Annotated in this window: 22 protein-coding genes; all 22 read right to left on the reverse strand. The window is 71.1% G+C overall.

Features of this window, described 5'->3' with window-relative positions; genetic code table 11:
* Window positions 1-137: 137 nt before the first annotated feature.
* Complete coding sequence (locus ASC56_RS34355) at window positions 138-3,635, reverse strand: LysM peptidoglycan-binding domain-containing protein (RefSeq protein ID WP_055495528.1); 3,498 nt, start codon at window positions 3,633-3,635, stop codon at window positions 138-140.
* The gene (locus ASC56_RS34360; protein WP_055495529.1) at window positions 3,635-4,081 is read right to left on the reverse strand and encodes a pilus assembly protein TadG-related protein; all 447 of its coding nucleotides are present in this window, start codon (window positions 4,079-4,081) and stop codon (window positions 3,635-3,637) included. The genes ASC56_RS34355 and ASC56_RS34360 overlap by 1 nt, the downstream gene beginning before the upstream one ends.
* A complete protein-coding gene (locus ASC56_RS34365; protein WP_199836151.1) occupies window positions 4,081-4,533 on the reverse strand; it encodes a TadE family protein in 453 nt (150 codons plus the stop codon). Before ASC56_RS34365 ends, ASC56_RS34360 begins: the two co-directional genes overlap by 1 nt.
* A 5-nt stretch (window positions 4,534-4,538) precedes the next feature.
* Entirely contained in the window at window positions 4,539-4,964 is a 426-nt protein-coding gene (locus ASC56_RS34370) for a TadE/TadG family type IV pilus assembly protein (protein WP_199836152.1), read from the reverse strand.
* Window positions 4,964-5,179: a hypothetical protein gene (locus tag ASC56_RS34375; RefSeq protein WP_055495530.1), complete on the reverse strand. Its 216-nt coding sequence runs from the start codon at window positions 5,177-5,179 to the stop codon at window positions 4,964-4,966. Before ASC56_RS34375 ends, ASC56_RS34370 begins: the two co-directional genes overlap by 1 nt.
* Before the next feature lie 41 nt (window positions 5,180-5,220).
* Window positions 5,221-6,105 carry a type II secretion system F family protein gene (locus ASC56_RS34380; protein ID WP_055495531.1) on the reverse strand — a complete coding sequence of 295 codons (885 nt, stop codon included), beginning with the start codon at window positions 6,103-6,105 and terminating at the stop codon, window positions 5,221-5,223.
* Window positions 6,102-7,055: a type II secretion system F family protein gene (locus ASC56_RS34385; protein WP_055495532.1), complete on the reverse strand. Its 954-nt coding sequence runs from the start codon at window positions 7,053-7,055 to the stop codon at window positions 6,102-6,104. Before ASC56_RS34385 ends, ASC56_RS34380 begins: the two co-directional genes overlap by 4 nt.
* Window positions 7,052-8,428, reverse strand: coding sequence for a CpaF family protein (locus ASC56_RS34390; protein WP_055495533.1), 1,377 nt, complete (start codon window positions 8,426-8,428; stop codon window positions 7,052-7,054). Before ASC56_RS34390 ends, ASC56_RS34385 begins: the two co-directional genes overlap by 4 nt.
* Before the next feature lie 100 nt (window positions 8,429-8,528).
* Window positions 8,529-9,356 carry a hypothetical protein gene (locus ASC56_RS34395; RefSeq protein ID WP_055495534.1) on the reverse strand — a complete coding sequence of 276 codons (828 nt, stop codon included), beginning with the start codon at window positions 9,354-9,356 and terminating at the stop codon, window positions 8,529-8,531.
* Entirely contained in the window at window positions 9,356-10,000 is a 645-nt protein-coding gene (locus ASC56_RS34400) for an SAF domain-containing protein (protein ID WP_055495535.1), read from the reverse strand. The genes ASC56_RS34395 and ASC56_RS34400 overlap by 1 nt, the downstream gene beginning before the upstream one ends.
* 81 nt (window positions 10,001-10,081) lie before the next feature.
* Complete coding sequence (locus ASC56_RS42470; RefSeq protein WP_234377197.1) at window positions 10,082-10,984, reverse strand: ATP/GTP-binding protein; 903 nt, start codon at window positions 10,982-10,984, stop codon at window positions 10,082-10,084.
* Window positions 10,978-11,751, reverse strand: a complete 774-nt coding sequence (locus ASC56_RS40895) for a hypothetical protein (protein WP_159039777.1) — start codon at window positions 11,749-11,751, stop codon at window positions 10,978-10,980. The genes ASC56_RS42470 and ASC56_RS40895 overlap by 7 nt, the downstream gene beginning before the upstream one ends.
* Before the next feature lie 438 nt (window positions 11,752-12,189).
* A complete protein-coding gene (locus ASC56_RS34415) occupies window positions 12,190-13,110 on the reverse strand; it encodes a replication-relaxation family protein (protein ID WP_107309435.1) in 921 nt (306 codons plus the stop codon).
* Entirely contained in the window at window positions 13,107-15,731 is a 2,625-nt protein-coding gene (locus ASC56_RS34420; protein WP_055495538.1) for a hypothetical protein, read from the reverse strand. Before ASC56_RS34420 ends, ASC56_RS34415 begins: the two co-directional genes overlap by 4 nt.
* A complete protein-coding gene (locus ASC56_RS34425; protein WP_055495539.1) occupies window positions 15,707-16,351 on the reverse strand; it encodes a hypothetical protein in 645 nt (214 codons plus the stop codon). The genes ASC56_RS34420 and ASC56_RS34425 overlap by 25 nt, the downstream gene beginning before the upstream one ends.
* Window positions 16,348-17,457: a C40 family peptidase gene (locus ASC56_RS34430; RefSeq protein WP_234377198.1), complete on the reverse strand. Its 1,110-nt coding sequence runs from the start codon at window positions 17,455-17,457 to the stop codon at window positions 16,348-16,350. The genes ASC56_RS34425 and ASC56_RS34430 overlap by 4 nt, the downstream gene beginning before the upstream one ends.
* Before the next feature lie 35 nt (window positions 17,458-17,492).
* Complete coding sequence (locus tag ASC56_RS34435) at window positions 17,493-20,267, reverse strand: hypothetical protein (protein WP_055495540.1); 2,775 nt, start codon at window positions 20,265-20,267, stop codon at window positions 17,493-17,495.
* A 1-nt stretch (window position 20,268) separates the two neighbouring features.
* A complete protein-coding gene (locus ASC56_RS34440; RefSeq protein ID WP_055495541.1) occupies window positions 20,269-20,622 on the reverse strand; it encodes a hypothetical protein in 354 nt (117 codons plus the stop codon).
* On the reverse strand, window positions 20,619-23,306 hold the full coding sequence (locus tag ASC56_RS34445; protein WP_055495542.1) for an ATP-binding protein: 2,688 nt from the start codon (window positions 23,304-23,306) through the stop codon (window positions 20,619-20,621). Before ASC56_RS34445 ends, ASC56_RS34440 begins: the two co-directional genes overlap by 4 nt.
* Complete coding sequence (locus ASC56_RS34450; protein ID WP_055495543.1) at window positions 23,303-23,881, reverse strand: hypothetical protein; 579 nt, start codon at window positions 23,879-23,881, stop codon at window positions 23,303-23,305. Before ASC56_RS34450 ends, ASC56_RS34445 begins: the two co-directional genes overlap by 4 nt.
* Window positions 23,878-24,219 (reverse strand): hypothetical protein, encoded by a 342-nt coding sequence (locus ASC56_RS34455; RefSeq protein WP_055495544.1) that lies wholly within the window; start codon window positions 24,217-24,219, stop codon window positions 23,878-23,880. Before ASC56_RS34455 ends, ASC56_RS34450 begins: the two co-directional genes overlap by 4 nt.
* Complete coding sequence (locus tag ASC56_RS34460; protein ID WP_055495545.1) at window positions 24,216-25,148, reverse strand: conjugal transfer protein; 933 nt, start codon at window positions 25,146-25,148, stop codon at window positions 24,216-24,218. The genes ASC56_RS34455 and ASC56_RS34460 overlap by 4 nt, the downstream gene beginning before the upstream one ends.
* Window positions 25,149-25,364 lie beyond the last annotated feature (216 nt).

Consider the following 25,364-nt stretch of genomic DNA (forward strand, 5'->3'; position numbering starts at 1 on the left):
GCCCAGGAGTTGGGGAGTTCCCAGGCGAGGGGTTCGTTGATGCCGTGGCGGGCGAGGTTGTCTTCGGCCTGCTGGCGGAGGAACGAGCGGAGTGCTCGGGGTCTGGCTATCGACCCACCGACCCCACCCTGAAATCCTCAGTGACGAAGTCGCGGATCCTGCACGCGTACCGCCGCGCCCGAGCCGCCCAGGAGTTCGTTGATGAGCTGCTCGGTCTCCGTCTCCAGCGAGCAGTCCAACGCCCGGTTGATCTGCTGCACGCGAGTGACGGCGGCGTGCAGCCCCGAGCGGTTCCCGGCGGCGTGTTCGATGCGCATCCAGTCGCGGTAGAGGAGTTCTGCTGTGTCGTCGGCGTCGAGTCCGGTCGCGACGGCCTGGCGCGCGGCGCTGAGGTCGTGGTGGGGGCCTTGGGGGGTGCGGTAGGTGGCCACGGTGTGGGCGATGTCGATGATCCGCGTGGTCATTTCCTGCTGGTGGGGCTCGGCCCAGGGCAGCGGCCGGCCGCCGAACGGCCTTCCCCGCACCAAAGTCAGCGCCTTCTCCAGGTCGGTGAGGCCTGAGGGGCCCAGGGGCAGTGCGCGTTCGACGAGTTGGAGGAAGCGGGTCCAGTCGCAGCGCACGGTGGGGGCGAGCCGGTAGGGGTCCTCGGCCGCCTTGCGGCGCGGCACGTAGGGGTTGCCGACTGGGTCGCTGCCGAGACAGCTGCGCAGGCCTTGCATCCGGGCGTTGAGGGTGCTCGTTGACCAGGGGCTGATGGGATTCATGTCGGCGCACAGGACGTCCGCGCTGCGGCCGGGCCGGAAGTACAGCAGGGCGGCCAACTGCGCCATCCGCGGGCCGTGGCCGGTGTTGTCCACGCCCGTCACCTCAACCGGCCCCAGCACGCGGATCTCTGGGGCGTGCAGGTCGTGCGCCTCGTACTCTTCCGCCTCCGGCGCCGTGGGTTCCTCGACGGCGGCTTCCGGGTCGTCGTCTTCCGCGGGCGCTGCCGTGCCGGTGGATTCCGCAGCGGCCGGGGATGCCGGGGCTGAGCGCATCGCTGCTTTGGTGCCCGGGCCGGTTTCGGCGTCGAGGCGGGTCGACGGTGCGGCGGGGGAGGGAAGGCGGAGCCCAGAGGGATCTGTGCCGGCGGCGAGCAGGGCCGGGAAGACCTCGCCGCTGACATCCGTTGCCGCTGCGGGCGACGGGATCGAGGCCGCGGCGGAGGGCGCGGTGGACTCCTCCGGCGATGCCTGCTCGGGCTGTTGCATGCTGTCGAGCTCGTCCGGGACGTCCCGCCATGGGCCCTCGGCCGGATGGGACGGCTGGCCGGACAGCTTCAACGCGGTGGTGATCTGGAGGTAGGCGGAGTGGTCCAGGCGCTGCACTGTGATGTCGGTGCCGGCGTAGTCGAGGTGCTGGAGTTCGCTGAGGGAGGCGTTGAGGATCTGAGCGTCGGGGAAGTGCGCGGCAGCCGTGCTCGCCGGGGCGATCAGGGTGACGGGTAGCGTGTCGGCCTTGTCGATGACGTCGGCGAACTCCCATGCGGTGTCCGGGTCCAGTGAGGACGCGCATAGCAGCAGATACGGCTGATGGCGGGTTTCGGGCATCTGGTGGGCTTCCAGCATCCGTTCGCTTACGTCGCGCAGCGCGTGGCGCACCTGGCGCATGTGGGCGATCCGGGTGGTGGGCAGCAGCTGCGGCAGGTCCTGGCCGAATCCCACCGTCACGATTTCGGCGTCGGCCGCCCACGGGCTCATCCCGAGTTCCAGGGCGAGGGAGGTGCACACCTCGGTGATGTGGACCGGGTTGCCGTCCAGGAGGAGCGCGGGCAGTTGCGCGAGGTTGAGCAGCAGCAGGTCACCGCTCTGGGTGGTGCCGATCGTGACCAGCCCGGGATACGGTGGCGGCACCTCGCGTGCCGTCTCCTGGTCCAGGAGGGCGGTATCGGCGGGCAGGATCCACCAGCCGCCTTGCCCGGTGGTGAAGGGAGCGGCTGGTTCCTGGGAGAGGTCTTCGGGAAGCACCTCTACCGTACGGTTTCCGATCCGGGCGGCACGTAGCGGCGGCAGGACCGCGTCGTCCTCGTGCTGCTGGGCGACGTGGTGGGCCAGGGTGCGCAGTGCCGCGTCGAGGTGGGCGGCGCCGCCGGGTTCGGCGGCTGCCGCCAGCTGGGCCTCTGCTGCGGAGGTCTCCGAGGCGATGGCGATTTTCCCGCCGGGTTTGCGGCGGCGGCGCTGCAGCGTTCTGCGCAGGGCGAGGGCGCCGGTGATGGCGGCGGCCAGCAGTGCGCCGGCGCCGAGCACGGTGCGCAGGTTCAGCGGGCTGCTGCCGGCCGGAGCCGTCGCCGGGGTCTGGGGCGCCGGGGTGGCGGGGGAGGAGCCCGCAGAGTCTGACGTTTCCGACGCCGACGCCGACGGCGGAGAGGCGGCAGTGGGCGAGGCGCTGGCGCTGGGCTCGGGCGTCGCGGGCGCTACTGCGGACGGAGAGGACTCTTCCTGCCCGGGCTGCTCGGCAGGGCGAGTGGACGGTGCGCTGGGGGCCGACGGCGTCGGCGTGGGAGTAGTGGTCTGACGCGGGGCGGGAGTCTGCGTCTTGGCTGCGCCGTCACCGGACGGGTGCTCGCCGCCTGGCGTCTTCTGCCGGCTTTGGGGAGTGGGGTGCTGGCTGCTCGCGTCGTCGTGGCCACCGTGCCCGGGCGGCGCCTGGTCTGCGGAACCGGCGTCGGGCACGGTGACCTGCTGCCCCGCGTAGATGACATCTGGATCAAGGATCGCCGGCAGGCCATCCGGCTGCGGCTTGCCCCGGCTGGCCTTGAACAGCTGCAGCCATTCGTCGCCGTTGCCGAGCTCCTCCTGCGCGATCTTCGACAGGGAGTCGCCCGTATGGACCGTGACGACGTGCTTGCCCGTTACGGGCGCGTTCGGGCCGTCCCCGAGCTGCGTTCGGAGGCCTCCCGTTGATGCTGGTGAATCGGGCATTGCCAGTTGCCAGCCGGGCTGCAGGAAGCTGTTCGCGCGGAAGACCGTGCCGTCGGCCATGGTCCGGCCCTCGTTCAGGTCGGCGATCTCCCGCCACCGCTCGCCGTCGCCGAGTTCCTTCTCGGCGATGCCCCACAGGCTCTCCGCGGGCCGTGTCTCGCGCACGGTGTACGTGGGGGCCTCGGGCGTGCTCGCGGCGGCCGGCGGGACCTGACCGGTGCCGGAAGACTGCGGAGCCTGGGCCTGGCCTGGCGCGTGGGCCGCCGTGCTGGCAGGGGCTGCCTGGGCGTCGGAGGCCAGGGCCGAGGTTGTGGGCAGCAGGACCAGGATGCTGCCGATCAGCGCCGCCGCGGCGCGCTGCGAAGCGCCCAGCCCGCGGGGAGCATGCCAGGTCCGGCCCCGCAGCTGGGCGATCAGTTCCCGGACGGCGCAGAACGTGAACTGCGCCCACCCGATCCAGCCCACGCCGACGAGCAGCACAAGGAACGCCGCCCCGGTGTCCTGGCGGTCCAGCAGGTGCGTGACATCGTCGTGGCTGGATGCCCAGATGACCGGGGTGACCCAGGCCAGCAGCAGCGGCAGTCCGCCGACCGCGCCCGCCAGAACCAGCAGACTGATCAGGGCCTTTACGATCCGGGCCACAGCGAAGCCTGCGGCGGGGGAGTGGGTGCGCATCAGTTTCCTTCGGGAGCGGTGACGCCGTGCAGGAGGGTGGCCGTGCCGCGGCCGGCCACTGCGAGATGGCCAATGCCGACTACGGACAGGAACTTGGTGTCGTAGGAGCCGGTGACGGTGACGGTGAGTGTCTTGCCGTCGCCGGACACGCTGACGGTGCCGGTGGCGCCTGCGGAGCGCAGGTATGCCTGGGCGGAGGCCTGGGCGTCCTGTGGGTCTGCGACGATCGCCTGGCCGCTGATGGCCTTTGCGGGGTCGATGGCCTGTCCGCCTGCCCGGGCAGCCTCGCCGGCGATGTAGTCAGCGCGTTCCGTGGCCCGCATCTTGCTGCCGCCGTCGATGGCAAGGCCGATGATGCCGATCAGCGCGACCACACACACGGCGACGAACACGGTGACGCCTCCCCGGTCGTCACCGCGTGCCCGATGCATCCGATGCAGGATCATCAGTCACCCCGCTGCCGGTAAGGGTCCACCACCGAGGTCGCCGTCGAGGTGAGGGTCTTGGCTCCTGGCACGCCCGGCAGCAGCAGGTCGGACAGATTGACGGTGCAGGTCACGGTCACGGTGACCGTGCCGACCTGCCCCACCGGCACACTGAGACCGCCGGTGTTGATGTTCACGGATGTCGACGCGCACCTGATGCCCTGGTCCTTGAGGGACTCGGCAGCCGCCGACCGCGCGGCGCTCTGCGCGGCGGCGGCTGTGCGGTGGATGGACGCTTCCCTGGCCGCGTCCTCGGCCGCAGCGTCGATCTTCGCTCCGGAGGTGACGATCCGTCCGCCGGCGATGGCCAGGCAGATGAACATGATCAGCGCAGGAAGGATGACGGCCGCCTCGATCGCGGCACTGCCCTCATCGCCTCGCAGTGTGCGAGCCCATCGGGCCACGCTGCGCATGTGGTTCACCCCCCGGCCACTGTCCAGCGCTCCACGGGCCCGGACGCGGACTGCGTGACCTCAAGGCCCGGCACACCCGGGATCATCGACAGGGCCGTGCCGGACACCTGCACCCGTACCCGCTGTCCGTCGCTGCTGGCCAAGACGCTGTAGCCGCGCAGGCTGTCACCCGCGGTGCGCCCCAAAACGCTGCGTGCCTGGGCCGCGCCGTCGGCGGGGCCGGCCTGGTAGGTGCGGGCGGCGGTGACGCCCTCGCGGGCAGCGGTCAGAGCGATCTGCCGCGCGTAGTACCACATGGACGCCTGGATGACGGCCGCCGTGGCGAGCAGCACGAACGGAAAGACGATCGCCATCTGGATGGACGTGTCACCGCGGTCGTCGCGCCATCTGCGCCCCTGCCACCACTGCTTCAGCCGCTGCGGAGGTGACATCACAGACCGGCGAGCTTGCCGTTGTACTTGGAGATGACGACGGCGATGGTTCCGGCAATGAGTACGGCGCCGGTGACGGCAGCGACCCAGATGATGACGGTGGTGGTGCTGATGTCGCCGCGGTCCGGCCGGCGGGCGGCTTCTTCCAGGCTCTCCTGCACACGGGTGGTCAGCCAGTGCACCACGCGGTAGGTGCAGGCCGTGGTGGACTTCATGGTCTGTGCTCCTCACGACAGTTCGGTGAGTGGGGATCGTTTTAGACGGTGAGCATGCGGATCACGGCGGGGAACGCCATCAGCAGCATCACGAGGACGGCCAGGAGGGCGCCCGGGGCGGTCATCTTTTCGCTGGCGGCGTTCGCCTCGGCGGCCTGGTCGGCGAGCAGTTCGGCGTTGAGCGCTGCGGTACGGGCCCGAAGAGCCTTGTAGACGGCGGCGCCGTCGGTGGCGCTGCCGCGCATGATGTCGGCGATGTCGTCCAGGACGGGCAGGTCGTACTCGGCGGACAGTTCCGTGAGCGCCTGATACGGCGGGATCTTCTCCAGCCGTGCCCGACGTAGCGCGCCTCGCAGATACAGGAACGGCCAGCCCTCGCCGACCTCCGCGGCCTTCTCCAGCGCCTCGGCAGGGCCGGCGTCGGCGGCCCGCTTGAGGGCGACCAGGTCGAGGTAGGCGGACAGGGCGTGCGCGAACTCCTGCCGTGCCCGCTTGGCCTGGTCCCGCACGGCGAGATCGGGCGTGATGAACAACAGCACAGCGACGATGAGTCCGACGCCGGCGGGCACGTAGAACGGCAGGCCCACGCCCGCGATGATCCACGGAATCGTCGCGATCACCGGGCAGAGCAGCCCCAGCGCGGCGAACGCGGTCTTCTTGAGCATGAACTGGCCCGGCCCCTGCCCCAGCAGAGCCAGGTTCGTGGTGGGCACCTCCACGCCCGGGAGCCGCTCGAGGCGGGCCAGCAGCCACCGGCCCCACACCTCCTCGCGGTCCAGCTCCGGCTCGGGCATCGTGAAGGACGCCGGGGCACTGCGCTGCAGGGCCGCCCCCAACGCGGGCTGCGGCTGCAGGAGTTCCCGGATCAGCAAGGCGACGCCGGCGCCGACCGTACCGCCGGTCACAACAACGGGGAGCAGGTTCATGAGGCGGCCCCTTCCGGTTCCCGGGCGGCGATCGGCAGGTCCGGCTCCGGCACGGGCGCAGGCAGCCGGACAGTGCTGGTCGGGTCCGTGACCAGGAACCGCGGGATGCGGCGGAAATTGCCCAGCTGCCGCATCAGGGCGAGCACGCCGACGAACCCGGCCGTCAGGAAGGCGAGTACGAACTGTCCGAGGAGGGTGGAGTACGGCTTCGTATACGACGGCACGAAGAACCCGGCCACCACGACGCCCACGGTGATGATGGTCATCCACCGCACGGTGGTGCGTGGCTTGGCGCGGTCCGCCTCGATGGCACGCTTCTTGGCGACCTCCTCGCGGACGGTGCCCGACAGATCCTCCAATGCCTGAGCCAGGCCCGGGCCGCGGTCGTTGACCGACAGGATCAGCGCGGCGACCACCTTGTCCGCGGTGACATCGTCCAGCTCATCGGCGAACGCACGGAGCGCACCATCCGGCCGCCACCCCATGCGCAGCCGGTCGGACAGGTTGATGATCTGACCGGCGAGCTCATCCGGCGCCCCTTGACGGCTGGTGATCATCGCCTGCTCCAGGCCCATGCCCAGCCGCAGCAGACCAGCCAGCCGCTGCGTCCACTCGCTCAAGCCCTCCAGCTGACCGATGCGCTCCTGCGCCATCTGCGCCGGGCTGATCAGCCAGGGCACGCCGATGACGGCCGCGCCGAGCAGCGCACCCCCGACGAAGTTCCCCGAGATGAGCCACACGGCCACGAACACCACGACGGCCGCGACCATGAGGGTCCGCCGCCGCAGCCGAGCGTCCTCGCGCTGATTCTTCCCACCACGCCAGGCCGCCTGCCAGCGCTTGAGCAGCGGGGCCCGGCGCGCCGCCGTGGTGCCCACGACACCGGCCACGACACCGATCAGCCCACCCATCACGGCCATGCCGCACAGGAGCCCCAACAGCAGCGTCATCGGCCCACCCCCACCTTCAGCGGCAGCGGCGCCCGCCAGGCACCGTACGACTCCTGCAGCAGGCCTGAGTCAAAACCGACGCGGCGCAGGTCGTCGACGCAGCCCGGGTCCATCCGCGGTACCGCCCGCAGCTCCCCCCACTCACGGCCAGGGGAGAAGACCTCATTGGTGGCGGGCCGGCCGTTCTCGCCGATCCCGGTCAGCTCCAGCACGTGGGAGACGTAGCGGTGCCGACGGCCGCCGATCTGCGTCTCGTCCGTCATGTCGACGTACACGACGAAATCCAAACCGTTGGCCGTCTGCCGGTAGGCCAGCTGCTCGCTCAAGTTCTCCTGGGCGAGCGCATACAGCTCGGCAATCCGGTCAAAGATGATGTCCGGGCGACGCGCATGAATCGTGCACAAGTTGCCGCCGGACCCGTTCGTCAGCGCCTGCATCATGGCCACGACCTCGGGGCCGCGGACCTCACCGACCACGATCCGCTCCAGCGACATCCGCAGCGCCGGATGCATCAGGTCCAGCAGCGAGACCTCACCGGCACCGCGCCCGGAGACGTCCTTCTCCCCGTTGGACTCGCGCCCGACGAGGGACACGACCTGCTTGTGATAGCCGTTAGCGTGGGCGAACAGCTCGTCCTCGGTCTGGATGGTCGCAAACCGGCACTCCGGGTCGAACTCCTTGAGCATCGCCCGCATCAAGGTCGTCTTCCCGGCCTTCTGCTTCCCCGCGATCATGATGTTCTTCTCGGCGCGCACGGCGGCGCCGAGAAACTCCCGCAAGATCGGATCGATGGTGCCCAGCCGCACGAGGTCGTCGAGGTTCGCCTGGGAGATGCGGTGGCGGCGGATGACCGCGTAGGTCATCGGCCCGAGCCCGGTGATGGCCTGGAGGCGGGAGCCGTCCTGCAGGGACAGGGCAAGAGTAGGGTTCGCGGTGGAGATGGTGCGCTCGCTGTGCCCCGATCCCCGGGCCAACTCCCGCAGCAACTCCAGCAGCTCCTCTTCGGAGTCCGCGACGGGGCCGACCCGGCGGCGTTCGCCGTCGCCGTAATCGAGCCACACCTCGTGCGGGCCCTGGATGATGATGTCCTCGACCCGCTCGTCGTCCAGGTACGGCTGGAGTCGGCCAGCCCGAAAGAGCAGGTCGTACACGGCGCGCCGCAGCGCCTCATCCTCGCGCGGCGTCATCGCTTGCGCGTCCGACCACACCGCGACAGCCTCAGCGATCCAGTTCAAACAGCGCTGCTCCTCGCCGGCCCGGTCCATATCGGGCTTGGTCTTCAGGAGTTCCTCACGCTGCTTTGCGACCTGGGACGCAATGTCCCGGGCCACCCGGTAATCGACGGTGATCTGAGGAGCCGCCGCACCGAGCACCTGCGTACTCGAGGCAGCACCAGCAACTGCCGGCGTCCCGTTGGTCTGGTGCCCCCACTCCTGAGGCACCGGGGCCACCGAAGGGTCAGGGTGCAAAGGCCTAGCGTGCACGGCTCACCTCCCCGCCTGCCGCGCGCGCACCGCGTGGATCGAGCCGGGCCCGGCGCATGGCAGCCCGCTGCACCAGCAGAGCGCTGCCCGTACGGGCGGCCTTCATCAGCGGCGACCTGGTGAAGTGGCGCGGCTGTTCTGCACCGTCAGACAGAACGCGGGCGTCCTTCGGCGCATACGGCAGCGTGGCAATCACCGGCACCTGCAGAACGCGCTGCACCTCGCCCGCGGGATACGGCCCCTCGTTGACCATCAGCACGCCGACGTCACCCACGCGCTCCTCCAGCGCGCGCACCCGGCCCTCTGCTGCTTGCAGGCAGCGCAGGGTGTTGCGGACCACCACGAACGTGGCGTCGGCCTGCTCGGCCAGCACCCCGCAGGGCCCGAACGCACCGCGGCGGCCGAGGTCGATCAGGACATCGTGGCCGCTCTCGGCCTCGATGCCCCGAAACATCTGCGCGAGGACCTTCCAGACCTGGCCAAGACTCGCCGACTGGGCGGGGTCGGTGAGGCCGGGCAGCAGCAGCCGGTCGCGCGGTGACTCCTGCTGGCCTTCCTCACTGCTCAGGTCGATCAGCTGCCGCCAGAAGGCTTCGCTGAACTCGCCTCTACGGGCGGCGACCGAGAGGTTGCGCAGCCCGTACCGGTCGCCGAGCGTGCCCTGCAACAGCCCGTGCAGCACGGCTCCACCGTCCGGGTCGCACTCGGCCAGGATCATCCGCCGCCCCGCCTCCAGCGGCCACGACAGCAGCAGGGCAAGCGCGCTCGTAGTCACGCCGGGCGCGCCGCTGCACCCTGCCAGCGCGATCACCGCCATCAGCTACCGTCCGGAGCAGCGAGGACCAGACGCAGCGTGCCGGCCGCCTCCCACGCGGCGGCCGTGGGACCGTCGGCGGCGGACATGGCAACGTCCACGACCACGGTACCCGTGCCGGGGGCGGCGCCGGACGCCTTCACGACCCGGCCGTCGATGGTCTGCGGCGCAGCGTCGGGCGTCTTGCCGGTGTCCGTCGTTCCCTGAGCCGGGACGTGCACCAGCTGAACCTTCTGGCCCGGCACCAGAGCGGTGGCCGGGATCTGCTTGGGCTCCAGGCCGATCGGCACCAACTGCTCGCCGGCCCTCACCAGGTTGTCCTTCGTAACCTGCGAGGGCGCGAGCAGGGAGCCGGGCTTGAGTTCCACGGCGGCCCGCTTGCCGACCACCGACTTGAGGTCGTCGGCGCGCACCGCCGTGACGGCGGGGTCTAGGGCGACGGAGGCCTTGCCCAGGTCGCCTTCGGTGAGGACCTGGCCGACCTGGACGTCGCGGACCACGGTCACCACGTCGGTGCGGTGGCCGACCTGGAGCAGCAGGACGGCAACACCTGTGCCACCGGCGGCGATCAGAGCCAGCGACAGGGCGATGACACCTGGTCGTCGCCTGCGAGCCGACACCCGGGGCGGCGCCACCGGTCCGGCCATGCGTCCCTGCTGGGGGACTCTGTTCGGGGGCGTGTCTACACGTTCTTGGGTCTTGCTCACCGTTCTGTCCTTCCGGCGGCTCTACCTGACGACCTGCAGCTCGCCGATCGCCACCTGTGTTTGGGACTGCCGGGTCTCAACCAGCTGGCCGTTCTGGCCCCCGCCCTGCCAGTTGATCGTCCACGTCGACATCGCTGAGACCTGGTACTTGCCGCCCGTTCCACCAGCTGACGTCTTCGAGTAGACGTGGCCGCAGGTCGGGGACTGAGCCATGCCGTCGGAACCGCTGTAGGGCGTACCGGGACCCGTGCATGTCACCGCGGCGCCGTCACCCATGCGCCATTCGATCTTCGACACCTTCGCGGTTGCGGTAACGGTCATCCCGCCTGTAGAGGCCGACGCGGTGTTGGGTCCATACGTGGTGGCGCTCTGGTGCACCCACATCCACATCGGCACACCGACGGTGTACTTGCCGGCTGCCCGTGGGCTCGCAATGTCCGGGCCTTTCAAGAGCATCTTGTCTACGGCCTGCTGTGCGAGGACTGCGGGATCGATGACCCCGGTCGGCGGGTTCTTCAGGAAGACGTAGACACTTCCCGGCTTGGCGCCGTCCAGGAGACATGTCATCTCGTATGGGACAAGACCGTTCGCTTGGCCAGCAGCCTTCCGTTCTTTCTCCATCTCTGCGATGAGGGCCGGATCGGTGACCTGCTTGTAGTAACAGCCGTTGGAGAACGAGCCGAGGTCCGGGTCGTAGCACGGCAGCACCTTGCCGTTCTTGGTGCACTGGCGCGTGCCGCTCGGCGCGGAGCTCTTGGAATCCTTCTCCTTGCCGCCGCTGGTTCCTGCCTCAACGCAGACCCAGCCAGTGTCACAGTCCTTGACCCCTGACGAGGGACGCGGCTGGGGCTCAGCAGCGGAAGGGGAGGCCGACACGGCGAGGCCTCCGATGGCCGCGATCGCGGCAAACGTTAACCTCAGCACTTCTGATCCCTGTGGAAGGTGTAGTCCTGCACCATCCAGCGGTCACCGAGGTCTACCACTACGCCCGTGATCACGAAGCGCCGCACTTGTCCGCCGGTGGCGACGCCCTTACCGCTCTCTTTGAGTACCGGCTTCCAGTTCGAGGTGTCGAGACACTCCCACATCTTGACGGTGGGGCGGGACGCGTGGAGGTCGATGGAGGTGACCTTGAAGGTACTGGTCGGCGCCCCTTTGAAGACCACTCCCTGCTGCCGGTAGTTGAAAAGGGCGACCTTGGCCTTTGACATCGCCTTGTCGTAGGAGTAGTCGCTGAGGCGGGTCTTGGTGACGTACCCCGTCTGTGAAGCTTTGATCTCTTCTGTCCGCATGCCCTTCCAGGCGGTAAGAGCTGCCTGCTCCGCCCCCTGGGCCGGGCTCGCAGAGGGTGCCGCTGACGGTGAAGAAGGTGTCGAGGCCGAAGAATTTGATTTGGGAACCGTATTGCTGCACGCCGCCAATGCCAGAGCTGAGCAGCCGACGAGTGCCAGCATCACAAGTCGACGTCGGATGCGAAGGGCACCGGGTTTCACCCAGGCCCTGAACGACACGGCGCTTGCGCTTGCGTCGTCAGTCGGGGTGGGGTTGGGCTTGGACGATGTGTCCGAGTCGCTGTCGCTGCATCCGGCCAGGCCCAGCAGACTGCCGACAATGAGCAGCGCGGTTGCGTGCTTCCGGGTGCGAACAGCGGCGATCTTCTGCCGTGAAGAGCGTCGTTGCGTAGCTGTCACGTTGTCTCCCCGTACGACACGGTGCGGTCGACCGCTGCCCCCGGCCTCCGGCAAGGGGGCGAGCCAGAACCGCGGCTTGGTCCAGCTGCGGTAATGCGTCTGAGTGACTGCAAGATTACGCATGTGCCAGTCGACTTCCCAGCTCGATATCCGAGTTCACTCGCGCAACTCGTGGTGTATCCGGTCACTTTCGGAACCGGATGTCGATTTGTGGTTCTGTCCCTTTCCGGTTGCTCATTACGTTTGCTAACAACCCTGCCCTGCCTGGGTGTTGCAGCCGTCGGTCCAACGGATCAACGACGCACAGCGGCGGAGGGATGCAGGGGTTGCTCGAAGCCCACCCAAAGATGCCGAAAGAGTTCGGCCGTTTCCGACGCTGGGCGGTCTGCGCGTGGGCACCGTGGCGGTTGCGTTCCGCGGGGCTGGCAGGTGCGTGTGTCAGAGCTGTGTCCAGGAGCGGTGCTTGCCGTCGGTCAGCGGTACCCATACGTCAGAGGAGGGGCCGTGTTCTTCGAGGTCGTCCAGGACGGCCGCGCCCATCGGGACCTGTCGGGCGAGCGTGGCGACGAGGGGGTGCTCTGCGACCATGGCCTGCAGGTCGCTGATCCGGTTGTCCAGGACGTAGCGGGAGGCGCCGGTCAGTACGAACAGCACGCGGGGGAAGACGGGATACCAGCGCAGCCATACCGCCCCGAAAGCGGCGGGCTGCTGCTGGCGTGGCCGCCGCAGGGGTTGTGGCTGGTAGGACCACAGCCGTGCGTAGTCGATGAGTTTGGTGGCGAGGCGTTCGCTGCTCATGGTGGCCCGGTCGACTTCGACGAGGGCCCGCAGCTTTGTCCGCTGGTCCGCTTCGATGAGGGTGTAGTGCATGACCGCGTCGGCTACGACTCTCTCGCCGTCGCCGATCGCGTGGGCTACTTCGGGTGTCCAGTCGAGGTGGCTGTGTTCATCGCCGCGTCGGCGTGCGTCGGCGACGAAGGCGAGGTGGGTGCGGAGCACGGTCAGGGTGTGGGGGGTCTTCAGGGAGGCGGCTGTGGCGGAGGTGATGGGGTAGGGCGGCCGGCCGCGCATTTCGGGGAAGTCCCGGGTCAGTCGGGCACCCTCAGGTGTGAGGTGCCAGGCGCGTGTGCGGTGGGAGCGGGGCAGCACGGTGTGGGCGACCAGGCCTTGCTGGCGCAGCGTGTTGAGTGGGCGGGAGATGGCCTGTCGTGTCGCGTGGGGCCGCAGCAGGTCGTGGAGTTGGGTGGTGGTGGCGATGCGGTGTTGGGCGAGGGCGGCGAGGAGTTGGTGCGGCAGCGGCTCGATGGGGCTGGGGGTGTGCCCGGACGCGGCGGTCTGGGTAGCGGCGGTAGCGGTCACTGGTATCCCTTCGGTTTGTGCAGGCGTACGGCCGGTGTGGCGGGGGTGTGCCGGGCGAGGAAGCCGCTGACACGGTCGAGTTGGTCAGCGGCTCGGGCCGTGAGGTCCTGCAGTGGGGCCGTGCCGGCCGTGGCCAGAGCGAACTGCTCGAGTTCCGCTGCCCGGTGGGGGCGGGCGTGGTGGGCGAAGACGTCGTCCAGGTGCGGGCCGCTGATCTTGACGGGGCCGACGCGACGGCCGTGGACGGTCAGCGACATGTAGTGCTCGAACCGGTCCAGGGCGGCTACGACGGCTGGGCCTGGCTTCTCGCCCCACTCCGCGGTGATCGGTGCGATGGCGGACTGCGAGCCGGCGGTGGAGGCCAGCGTGGAGGCGTTCTGCACCAGCGACAGCCGCACCGGTTGGGGCAGGCGGCCCAGCAGCTGGGTCATACCGTGGACGTGCACCTTGTATTTCCGGAAGTCTTCGAACATCGAGGCGATCGTCTCCGGGGCGGCACCCGTCAGGGTGATCAGCTCGTCGAAGTACGGGCGGAACGGCACCCGCTGGTCCTCGGGAGTGTCGCGGCGGGAGCGCACGGCGCGCAGCAGGTCCCGGGCGAGCAGCGCGGTAATCAACCGGTCGGTGGGGCCGTTGCCGCCCGGGCACACCCACACGATCATCCGGTGGTCCATCGCTGCGCGAATGTTGTAGACGCCGGCCGGCTGTCCGAGGAAGGCGCGCGTGATGGGGTTGGCGGCCAGGCGGGCGATCGGGTTGAGGACGACGGCGAAGGCGTCGGGGGAAAGGGTGGGGAACACGGTCTGCCACCACGAGCGGGTCTCGTGATCGAGACGCCCCTCAACGGCTGCGAGGGCTGCGGAACGGAAGGCCGCATCCGTCAGCAGGGCCCGCACGTGGAAGATGGTTGCCTGGTCCTCGCTCTGCCCGGCCTGGCAGGCGGCTTCGTTGACGGCCGCCAGGACAGCCAGCGACGCGGTGAGGATGGTGAGTGCGCGGGGTGCGCTGGCGTCGTCCCAGCCAAGAGCTGAGGCGTATGCGTCCGTGACGGCTTCGACGACCTCGTGTGCCCTCTGCCCCTGGTGCATGCCGAGGGGGTTCCACGAGCTCACCTGCGGGTGGGGGCCGTTGGCGTTGAGGTCGATCAGCGCGATCCGCTCCATCAGGTGGTCGTGGGCGAGGAACGGCAGCGCGCGTGGCCAGGAGTCGCGGTGCGGGTCGACGAACATGAGCCCGCCGCCTGAGTGGGCCCAGCCGATCGCCTGCGCGAGGGCACGTTCGGTCTTGCCGCCGCCGGCCCTGCCCACGCCGACCTCGAACAGCGTCTCGGCGGCGTAGGTGGCGACCAGACGGCGGCGGCCGTCCGGTCCGCGGTAGATGCCCTGCAGCAGCAGCTCGGGGTCGCCGAAGGCGAAGGTCGGCAGGTCGCCTGCCAGCAGCGGCAGCCGGCAGTGGACGGTGGGGGGTTTGAGCAGGCCGGTCAGCTCCTCCAGCCGGACCCAGTTCGGCCTGGGCGGCTGGCAGTGCCCCAGATCCCAGCGGCGTTCGAAGCCGCGACGGCTGGGCCACCGGTCCGCCCCCAACCGCCACGGCCCTACCCTCCAGCCCCGCATCGCCCACCGGGAGCGCCCGCCGAACACGTCCAAGGCGGCTTGGAGCTGGGCGAGCCGGGCCTCGGCGCGGCCTTCGGTGTTCGACGCGCACATCACAAGGAGCTGCACCCTAACGAGGTGGTCGTCTTCGGCGAGCTTGCCGAGCGCTTCGTCCCGGTCCACGCGGCGCGGGAGGGCAGGCACGACCAGACGGCGCCCGCCGCCGCCCTGCTTGCCGGTGACCAGTTGCTGCAGCTGCCAGGTCAGCGAGTCCTCGACCCCGGTGGCGTCGTGGCGCGCCTCTCGGGCGGCGCGCTGGGCTTCGCGTCGCTCCGAGCGCCGCGCGGCACTCATCAGCTGCAAGCGGCGCGCCCGCAGCGCCCACTTGGGGGAGCGCTGGATGTCGAGGCGGAGCTCGGCGAGGTCCCCGAGCTCGGGGCGGAGGTCGCAGACGGCGTCGATGAGGGGCTGCAGGGGGTCGGGGTCCAGGGGCACCTCCCGCAGGGGGGAGGTGGGGGTGCCGCGCAGGATGAACTCCGCCCGCACCACGTGCCGGCGCGGCTTGTCGAGGATCGGCCGGCCCCGGTTGACGGTGACGTTCGGCCCGAACGGGGTGATGGACAAAAGGCGTTCGCCGCCGACGGGGCCTTCGATGCGGTAGCGCAGCGGGCTGGAGCCGTCCGCACGCAACCGGATCTGCACGCTCTTGGCCCGGCGCGGCGCCCACCACGGCATGCTGGTGGAGGCCCGCGCGAGCTGCACGCCGCGGCGGAAGATCTCCTCAAGACTCGGGTCGAAGTGCCGCGACGGCATGAGCTCCAGCGCCATCCGCTCGGCCGACGCCTTCCGCGCCAGCCGCCGCACCACCGCCTCGCACGCGGCCCAGACGACGACCGCGGCCAACGCCAGCACCCACCAGTAGGTGACAAGCCAGCCGAGGGTGTGGACGGTGCCGGTGAGCAGGCCGAGTACCGGGCCGGATGCCGACGCGGAGGCCTGGCCGGTCAGGTCCGGGGCTGCGGAGTCCACGTGGACGCCCCCTTCGTCGTGATGGTGCGGGTGAAATGCCAGTCGGTGATGCGGCCGTCGGTGAAGGCGCCGCCGCGGTCGGTACCGGCCCACACCAGGTGCACCACCGCCCGGCCAGCCGCGCCGTCGCGGCGGGCGATCGCCGCCTGGACCCGGAAACCGGCGGTAGCGAACGCCGGCACCAGGCCCTGCCCGGACGTGGGGAAGACGCCGGGCCAACTCGCGCGGCCGATCCCGGTGGCGTCGGCGCGCAGAAGGCTGCGTCCCGCTGACAGCAGTTCGCGTGCATCGCGGGCGGGCAGGTCTGGAGGCCAAGCAGCCTCCAACGCCCGCTGAATGGCCGTATCGCCGGCGGTGCCTTCGCCGTGCGGCGGCAGAGCGGACTCGAGGACGGCCGGTGTCGACACGGGCGGCGACGAGGGAGCCGCAGCGACGGGCGGCTTGACTGCGGCAGGCGCAAAGACCCCCGCCGTCGGTTCGGTGGCGGCGTGCGCTGTCGGTGACACCGCTGGGATAGGGGACATCTGACCGTGCGGCATGCCGAGGAGGGCGGCACCGGCGACGGCGAGCATGACGGTGCTCAGCAACAGCAGACGCGGTGAGCGTGGGGTGGTGGTCACAGCGGCCGCGCTCCCCCCGCGTAGCCGGACATGGCGTGGACCGAGTCCAGCCGGACGGCGGTGCCCGGGCGGGCGGCGTTGATCATTTGGCCGCTGCCGGCGTAGATCCCGACGTGGTAGATCGTGGAATCGCGTCCGGGGGCGTAGGCGTAGAACACGAGGTCGCCCGGCTCGAGCGCTGCGGTGCCGAGACTGGCGGGGATCCGCCGTCCTACGCCGGCCTGGGCGGCCGCGGTACGCGGCAGCCGGACGCCGGCCTGGGCGTACGCGTACAAGGTCAGCCCCGAGCAGTCGAAGCCCTTGATGCTCGTGCCGGTCTTGCCGCTGGGTGAGCAGCAGGTGCCGTACGACGGGCCGCCCGCGTTGCCGCCGCCCCACGAGTAGGGCACGCCCCGCTGGGAGAGCGCCCCCTCGATCACCGTACGAACGTTCCCGAACACGTTCTTCAGGCCCGGGTCCTTGGCGGTCGCGGTGTACTGGTCGATCCAGCCCAGCACGTCGGCCACGTACTCGCTGGAGTGGTTGTACTGCCAGATCGCGGCCTTGAGCTGGGAGCGCTGGGCCAGGTCCCGGCCCTTGCCGCACAGGTAGACGGCGGCGCCGAGCGCGGCGTCGTCGGCATTGTGCGGGTCGGCGATCCTGTCACCGTTGCCGTCCTTGCCGACCGAGCTCCAGGTGGAGGGCAGGAACTGGAAGGGGCCAACAGCCCGCTCACCGGTGGCGGTGCCGTCCCACGTGCCGCCGTCGGTGTCCGGCAAGACGGTGGCGTTGCCGCCGGCCCCGGAGCCGTTGAGGAGCACCCCGTAGATCTTCGGTCGGATGTCGCCGTTGTCGGCGATGGTGCGGCCGATGGCGTGGTTGGACTCGACCTTGGCGATCCCGGCAAGGATGGGCCAGCGCATGCCCCTACACGCGGGCACATGCTTTCCCACCTGCTGGACGGCCTTCTTGTAAGCGGCCAGCATCCGAGCGGGGATGTCCGCCACGTCGCCGCCCGCGATCCCACCGTCGTCCCGCATCCCGGATTGCAGCGCCACGAACGCGCCGATGGCGTTGGAGACGGGGACTGCGCAGCACACGGCGGTGAAGAGCAGGAGCACCGTCACACACCCCCACCGCCCCAGACGGGCCCGGGCCTGGCTCACTCGCTCTCACCGCCCTCGTCACGCCGCCGCGCTCGCTCTCGGCGCAGCCGCTCGGCTTCGGGCGCGGTCCTGCGCAGCAGCTCCTGCATCCGGGCGCGCGCCTCGTCGCGCGCCCCACCCCGTGCGCTCTGACCGCCGGGCAGGACCGGCCTGTCCGCCGTGCCGGGCGCGCCGCCTGTGCGGGGCGGGGTGTATCCGGGCCCCGGCCAGGGCCAAGGCCCCGGGTCCGCCGCAGAGGTGTGGCCGCCGACCGGGGAAGGCGGCGTGCCGGCCCTTGCCGCGGCCGTACCTGTACGGCCTGCCGGGGTGCGGGGCGCGGACGGACGTGGGGAAGTTCCCGCGCCCCGGGTGGTGGCCGGCGCTGCAGGGGCCGGGAGGCGGCGGCTGTGGAAGGGGCCCATGCCGCCGCGGTCGTCGGTGTGCTCGCGCATGACCCGGGCCACGTGCCGTCCGGTGTCCGCCCACGCCCGGCCGTCCTCGCGGACGGTGTTGCCCCACACCCGCACCTGCTGGCGGGCGTCCTGGGCGTAGCGCGAGCCGCCCGCCCGGGCGCGGCGGATGTGGGCGGGCAGGCCGACCGTCGCCCCGTACGCGGCACGGCCGCCCCGGTTGAGGATGCGGTAGCCGCGCAAGCGGACCAGCCGGTTGTGGGCGCGCGTCGATAGCAGGGTGCGGTCGGCGTACTGGTCGTGCAGGACTCGGCCGGTGGTGCGGTCGATGATCTGGCCCCCGGCGTTGCGGTAGCGGTCGGGCGGGCCGCCGGGCCTGCCCGGCCCGCCGCTGCCCGGCCCGCCCGGACCGCCGCCGGAGGGACCGCCGCTGGAGGGGCCGCCTGCCTGCGGGTCGTCGCCGTCGGCGGTGGGCTTGCGCCACTTGGCCAGATGCTCCCTGTCCGGCCGTTTGCCGATCAGCAGCCAGTGCGCGCCCTTCACACCCAGCCGCGCACTGAGTCCGCCGACGGCGGCCGCCGCGGTGAGCGGGGCGAGACCGCGTCCGGCTTCGGCGGTGGCGTCGGCAAGCATGCCGCCGGTGTCCACGGGCATGCCCGCGCCGTCGAACAGGGAGGTGAGGGCGCCCATGAGCCGGTGGCGGGTGCCGAGGAGCCCGTACCGGCCGCCACCGCCGCCGGTGAGGGCGCGCAGCCCGCCGCCGTAGCCGCCGAGTGCGGCGGGGGAGTTCATGGCGAGTGCGGCGCCGAGTTCGGAGGTGTCGCCGGGCATGTGGGTGCCGCCGACCTTGGCGTAGCGCATCCGCATCGCCATGCGCCGGCCGAAGGAGGTGATACCGGTCAGCAGGCGGCGGTGTCCGGCCGCACCGGCGATGGCCAGGACGTCGATGAGCAGGATCCGCTCCACCATCAAATCCGGCCCGTTGGTGATGGTGGCGTCCACGGCGATGCCGAAGAACGGCACGAACGCACACACCGCGACCAGGGCGAGGGCCGCGATGCCCCACAGCGACAGCCACTTCCACACCGACTGGCGTGCGGGCCCGGGCAGCATGCCGGCGACGAAGGTGACCCCTCCGGCGGCTGCGGCCGCGGCGCAGATGCCCTGGGTGCCCAGCATCACGATGGCGCTGGACAGGAGCATGCCGCAGATGAACAGCGCCGCGATCAGCAGCAGGGCGGCGCCGCCGACCCGCCACCAGGTGGGCTTTTCCGCGTAGGCGGCGCACGACTTTCCGACCGGGCCGGCCTTCTTCATGTCCTCAAGGAAGGCGGAGAACTCGCGGTCCTCGTCGGTGACGATCGCGTGGGAGGAGTCCAGCAGCTCGCCCCCGGGGGTGAACTCCGGCAGACGGTCACCGCTGCCGGGGGAGGCGTCGGCGTTGCGCTGGCAGTACTGCTTGCCCGGGCCGTGGACCAGCCTGCAGGCGTCCTTCGCCTTGTCCGAGGGGCCGCCTGCCTTGTATCCGCCGATGACCCACTTCAGATGGAGTGCGTAGGCGGTGCGGTCGGATTCCTTGGCCGGGTCCAGGATCCGCCCGTACTGCAGCAGCATGTACGGCTTGACGATCAGCGCGTTGGTGATCGAGTCCTGGATCGGGCGGGCCACCTCCTTGGCGGAGACGGGCCCTTCGCCCTCGAGTTGAAGGCACTTGAGCTCGGCGTTGCTGGCCATGCCGTCGCACGGGCCCTTGCTTGCGAGCTTGCCGCCCCAGTCGTATGAGTTGACGCTCTGCTGGGCCACCTCGGCGGCCACCTGCTGGCCCTGGCCCAGCGGCCCGTCCTGGGCGAGCAGGTAGTCGGGGCGGACGAACGCGGACGCGGCCAGCGCCCCGATGAGCAGGGTCAGGAACATCTCGCCCAGACCGCGGCCGACGCGGCCCCGCACGATCAGGAAGCCGGTGAACGTGAACGCCCACGCGAGCAGCAGCCCCTTGAGCCCGAGCGTGTCGACGACGACGTGGTCGTAGGTGTCGGCGGCCTTCTGCGCCGGGCGGGTCAGGACCTTCAGCAGCGGGAACCGGAAGGCCACCTCGATCGCCCACCCTGCCAGGCCGACCAGCAGCCGGATCACAGTGAACAGACCGGACAGCGCGAAGGCCAGTGCCTGGCTCTTGAAGGCGACGATGGAGCCGCCTGAGGCGTTCAGGTCGTACCCGTCGATCGGCACACCCTCGGACGAGTAGATGTTCAACGGGGCGAGCAGGCCTCCGCTGTCGCTGCCGGCCGCGTAGACGACCTGGGTGTTCACCAGGAGGAACACGCCGGTGAGCAGGACAAGGACGCCGGCCGAGCGCAGAGTCGCGCGGTCTGGACGGAACACGTCAGTGCCGCCTTTGCCCGGCCGAGTGCCGCAGCCGCCACACCACCAGGGCAGCCACCCCCGCACCCGCGGTCGCCAGCCTCCACGCTGCACCGGCCACGTCCGGCCGGCCGGCTGCGGTGGTCGTGGCGCTGCGCTCGCAGTACGCCTTGCCCGGGCCGACGACCAGGGCGCAGGGATCGTGGTGCGCGGTGCGGGTGCCGGCGGTGAAGACCTGTCCGGTGTGCGGCCACCACGTCTTTGGCACGCCCACCGTGAGGGCGAGGACGACCGCGCCGATGACGACGGCGGTCACGGTGAGGACACTCGCGGCCGAAGCGACGCGCCGGGAGCGGTCCCAGGACGAAGCGGTCATCGCACGTGCTCCCTCGGACGGGCCGTTACGGCCTCACCGGCGACAGGCACGGAGGGCGGGGCAGCGCTCGGGCGGCGTCCGGGCGTGGTGGTGATGGAGGCGGTGATGCGCGGGATGCGGGGGATGGAGACCTTGATACGGCCGGTGTTCTGCCGCGGACAGGTCAGCAGGAACTCGCCTTCGCGGCCCTTCTGCCCGACCGGGGACAGGCCGGTGGTCACCAGCCGCAGCAGCTCGCCGTCGTTCGGATCGAGCCCGACGAACTCCAGTCCGCGGCGGGCTCGCTCACGATCAGCCGTGCGGGCGAGTGCGCGATAGGCCATCAGCCCGCGATCCGGGCCGAGCTCTTCGGCGTCGTGGGAAGCGCCCAGCAGACCGGCACCGTGCTTGCGGCCGTCGTGGAGGATCTCGTGGACCAGGGCGGTGCCCTCGGCGGACGAGGTGAGCCAGTACAGCTCGTCCAGGACGACAGCGGTGAACCGCTCGGGGTCCTCGAACGCGGTCTGCCGGGCGATCGCGGCGATCAGGTAGAGCACCGCGCGGCCGATCAGTGCCTCCAGCGGCTGCTGGTGCAGCACTTCCGGCTTGTCGAACGCGGCTTTCGGCGGCAGCTTCAACCCGGTCGTCGTGATGACGATCATGTCGCAGGCGCTGGAGGCGTCCAGCCGCACCGGTGGCAGCGTCGGGTCGAAGACCATCCGGGCCAGAGAGTTGGTGGCGACGACCCGGATGAGGCCGGCGAGGGTGGCGGCCGCGTCCTGCCGTTTGCCCCCCTCGCGCGCGGCCATCTCGTCGAGGACCTCAAGGACGCGGTGCATGGAAGGGGCCTCGCTGAGGGCGGCCCGCTCGACGGCGTGGTGGAGGACCTCGCCATGGGTGCTCATCGGGCCGAGGCCGAGCTGCAGGGTGAGGTAGGACAGGGCGTAGTGGCGGCCCTCGGGCCCGTCGAACATCCGCAGTGGGTCGATGGACACCTCGGCCTGGGCGGCGTCGATGATCTGGACGCGCCCCTTGGCCGCGGTGCGGGCGAAGGTGGCCCACTCCCGTACGGGGGTGCGGTCGATGCAGATCGCGCAGCCCCCGCGCGCCCACACCGCCTCCGCGATCAGCTTCTGCAGCACGCTCTTGCCCGCGCCGAGATCCCCGACGATGCCCATCGAGGCCGATGCGTCGACCTTGGGCGCATCCGCCACATTGATCATGACGGGTCGGGTGGTGCCGCAGTCCAGGTCGATGCCGAGGAACATCCCGCTCGGGTCGCCGACCTCTGCGGCGGTGAAGGCCCCGCAGAGCGCCCAGTCCTCGCTGATCTGGTGCTGGGTGAACTCCCGAACGACGCCGGGCCGCACGGTGCCGGGCAGGCCCAGGGTGAACAGGGCCTCCTGCAGGCCGGCCGGGCGCACGGCGCGGTAGTCGGCGCCGCCGAGCAGGGCGGCCAGGGCGCGGGCCCTGGCGTCGCAGACGGCGGCGGTCGGCCCCCACACCGTCAGCACGGTCACCGACTGCACCTCGACCTCCACGCTGGTACGGGACAGGCGGGCGTCCAGCTCCCCCAGGTCGCGGGCGGCCTCGGTCAGCGAGGCGGGCATGCCGGTGGGGCGGGCGTCGTACTGGTCGGCCTGGTCGATCAACTCGTTCTTCTTGCGCCGCACCTGATCCCGAGCCTTCTCCGCCGGCACGAGCGTGAGGTCGACGGTGTAGTCGACGGGGAAGTCGAGCGTCTCCAGCTGGGCGAACAGGTCTGCGGCGTCCTGGCTGACGGCGGGCGGGCACTCGGCCAGCGCCAACTGCGCCTGGTAGCCCACCCCGGCGTCCGTTTCGACCTGCAGCCAGCGCCGCCCGAGGGGAGAGCCAGTGCTCAGCCGCCACCAGGCCTGGCGGCCCGACCGCGTGATCCAGCCCGCGCTCGTGAGCTCCTCGACCTCGTCCAGGTCGGGGTCGATGCCGCCTTCCTGCAGACGGACCTGGCCGAGGTCGGCGTAGCTCGGGGAGCGCAGCACCCCCTCACGCAGGTGCCCGCCATACAGCTCGCTGGTCTCGGCCTCGGCCAGCAGCGGTTCGGCGAGGCCGCGGTGCAGGGCGTGCTGGATCATCCACACGATTTCCGCCGGGCGGGCGGGGCGCACAGCGATGCCGCCGGCGAGCGCGGCCTCCACCCGGCCGGCCTGTTCGCGGTAGGCGCTCACCTCCCGCCGCGCCACCGGCGCCGGGCGCATGCCGAGCATCGGCGCGATCTCGGCCCAGGCCGCGCCGAGGGACGCCGACACCTGCAGGCCGCCTGTCTCGGTCTGCAGGGGCACGGCCAGCCACAGGGTGCGGCGGTGCATCTCCTGGTCGTCCAGCAGATCCAGGGTGGCCTCGACGTTCTCCACCCACGGGTGCCGACCCTCACCCGGGGCCTGCCCGGCCGGCTCGAGGCCCTCGATCATCCTGAGGGCGATCTCACCGGGATCAACCTGCGCGCACAGACCGAACAGCCGCGGTGCCCCGGACAAAGAGCGGATCAGGTGGGTGGTCTTGGCGAGTTGTTCGTCGCGGACCGCGGCGGGCACATAGGTGCCCTGGACGGTCTCCTCCCGCTGTCCCTGCGGGTCCGGGCCCGGGTGCAGCCGGTAGAGGGCCCACACGCTGCCCTGCGTCGACCACACCAGGTGCCCGGCGATGTGACGGATCGGAACCCTCACCGCGCACCCCCGCTCTGCTGGGCGAGCGCGAGCAGCTGCTGCACACCCGACGCCGGCCCCACCGGCACTTGGGGAGCCGCCAGTTGCGTGCGGGGCACGGACGAACGACCGGTGGCCGGCCGCGGAAGCGGCGCCCGAGGGGCACGCGGGCGAGCCGCACGGGACGGTGAGGCCTTGATAGCGGGGTCCGGCGCGGGCGCGTCCTCGATGGTGAAGCCGCCGAGCAGCGGCCGGGCCGCCCGGTCGCGGGCGGCCCGCCCGCCGATCCGCCCTCCCCTCGGCTGCCAGCCGAGCAGCACCCAGCCCAACGCAGCCTGCAGCGGCGCACGGCCCCGGATCTTCGGCCGGCGCACCGCCCAGATGGCCAACAGCCACGCGACGATGGGGATCGGACCCATCCACGACCACCAGCTGACGGCCTTGATCAGGAGGAAGCCGCCACCGACCGCGACCGCGATCTGCGCGGGGGTGTAGGGGCCGAGGGGGATCTTCCAGTCGGCGACCTTGCCCAGCACCCAGGGGTGGCGGCGGGCAGTGGTGTAGAAGCGGCCCACCCGCGCCGCGGCCGCGGTCACAGCCACCCTCCGGCACCCGGCGAGTGGTCACGGGAGGCTGGGAGCTCGGTCTGGACGATGCCGGGGACGGCGGGTGCGCCTTTGGACGGGTTCTTCACCTCGTCGGTGAACATGTTCGCGAGGCTGTCGCGCGCGTTGTACAGGCCCAGCGCGATCACCATCAGCAGCAGGGCGCCGATCCCCGCCTTCAGCGAGAACTTCTGGATCATGATGACGACGACGAGAGTGAGCAGACCGGTCTGCAGGCCCTTGGTCGCCCAGTTCTTGAACATGGTGATCCAGCTGTTGCCTAGATCGTCCAGTTGCCCGGCGAGCATCAGGCTGTGCATCGTGTTCACCGCGCACCCCCGCCCTGGGCGGTCCCGGACTCAAGTGCGGCGACTTCCCACCGGCCGGAGCGGGCCTTGAGCGTGAGCTCGTACGCCAGCGGCCACCGGCCGCCGGCATCCCGGGCCTCCACCGATACGCGGACGCGGACCGTGGTGCCGTCGGCCGGGACCTGTCCGGCGGCCGCGGCCTGTTCGACGGCGGACACCTGCTGAACGGAGACCGCCTGGTACGGGGCGGGGGAGACGGCGGTGAGGTTCACGCCGGGCGAGAGGTAGCGGTCGACCTCGCCGGCTTCGGTCAGGTAGGCGGAGAGGAACTCTCCGACGGCGGAGGACAGCGCACCGTCGGGGACGCTCACGCCGTACGGCGACGTCGGCACCTCGGCCCGCGCCGGGCCGGCGACCACGGCGGGCGCGCCGGTCACCGTGAACGAGGCGCCCCTACGGTCGGTGGCCACCGGGACGGCGTAGTAGCGCAACCGCCCGTCGGCGTACTGCGCAGCCACCGTCACCGACCACGCGCCGACCTCAAGCTGCGCCCTGCGCACGGCCGTCACGGACTGGAGGGCAGCATGCGCAGCGGCGGCCGGACCGGGCAGGTCGACGTCCGGCGCCATCGACTGCGCAAGCCGCGCCTGCGCACTCTCGGCGTCGCCGGCGTTGCTGCGCAGCCATGCGCCGACGAACAGTTGCGCATAGCCCGCCGGGTCGGGCCCGACCGCCGCAGTGGTTACGGCGGTGGGTTTCGTGGAAGGGGCGGCCGCCACGGTGGCCGGACCGGACAGCACCGCGATGCCCAGCGCGACCGGGCCGGCCGCGATCGCGGCGCACAGAGCCAGTCGGGAGAGGCGGACGCGCCTGCGCATCCTCTCCAGCCGGGCGCCCGCGGCCGTCGGTGCGCCGGCCTCGCCCTCCGCAGCCTGCTTGCCAGGAGACATGGTCAAACTCCCAGGTCAGAACGTGTACTTGCTGACCTTGAGAAAACCCGTCGCCCCCGACCTGACCACCGACCACGAGATGCCGACCACGATCACGAAGAGGACACAAAAACCGTGGTCGGGGTCATGGCCGGCCCGACCACGACCCCGACCACATCCCGGGCAGGGCCCGAGCGACGTCGCCATCCGCCGTGAAGGCGGCGGGACAGGGGAGCC

This window comes from Streptomyces sp. TP-A0356, assembly GCF_001417775.1.
In the GTDB taxonomy this organism is placed as follows: domain Bacteria; phylum Actinomycetota; class Actinomycetes; order Streptomycetales; family Streptomycetaceae; genus Streptomyces.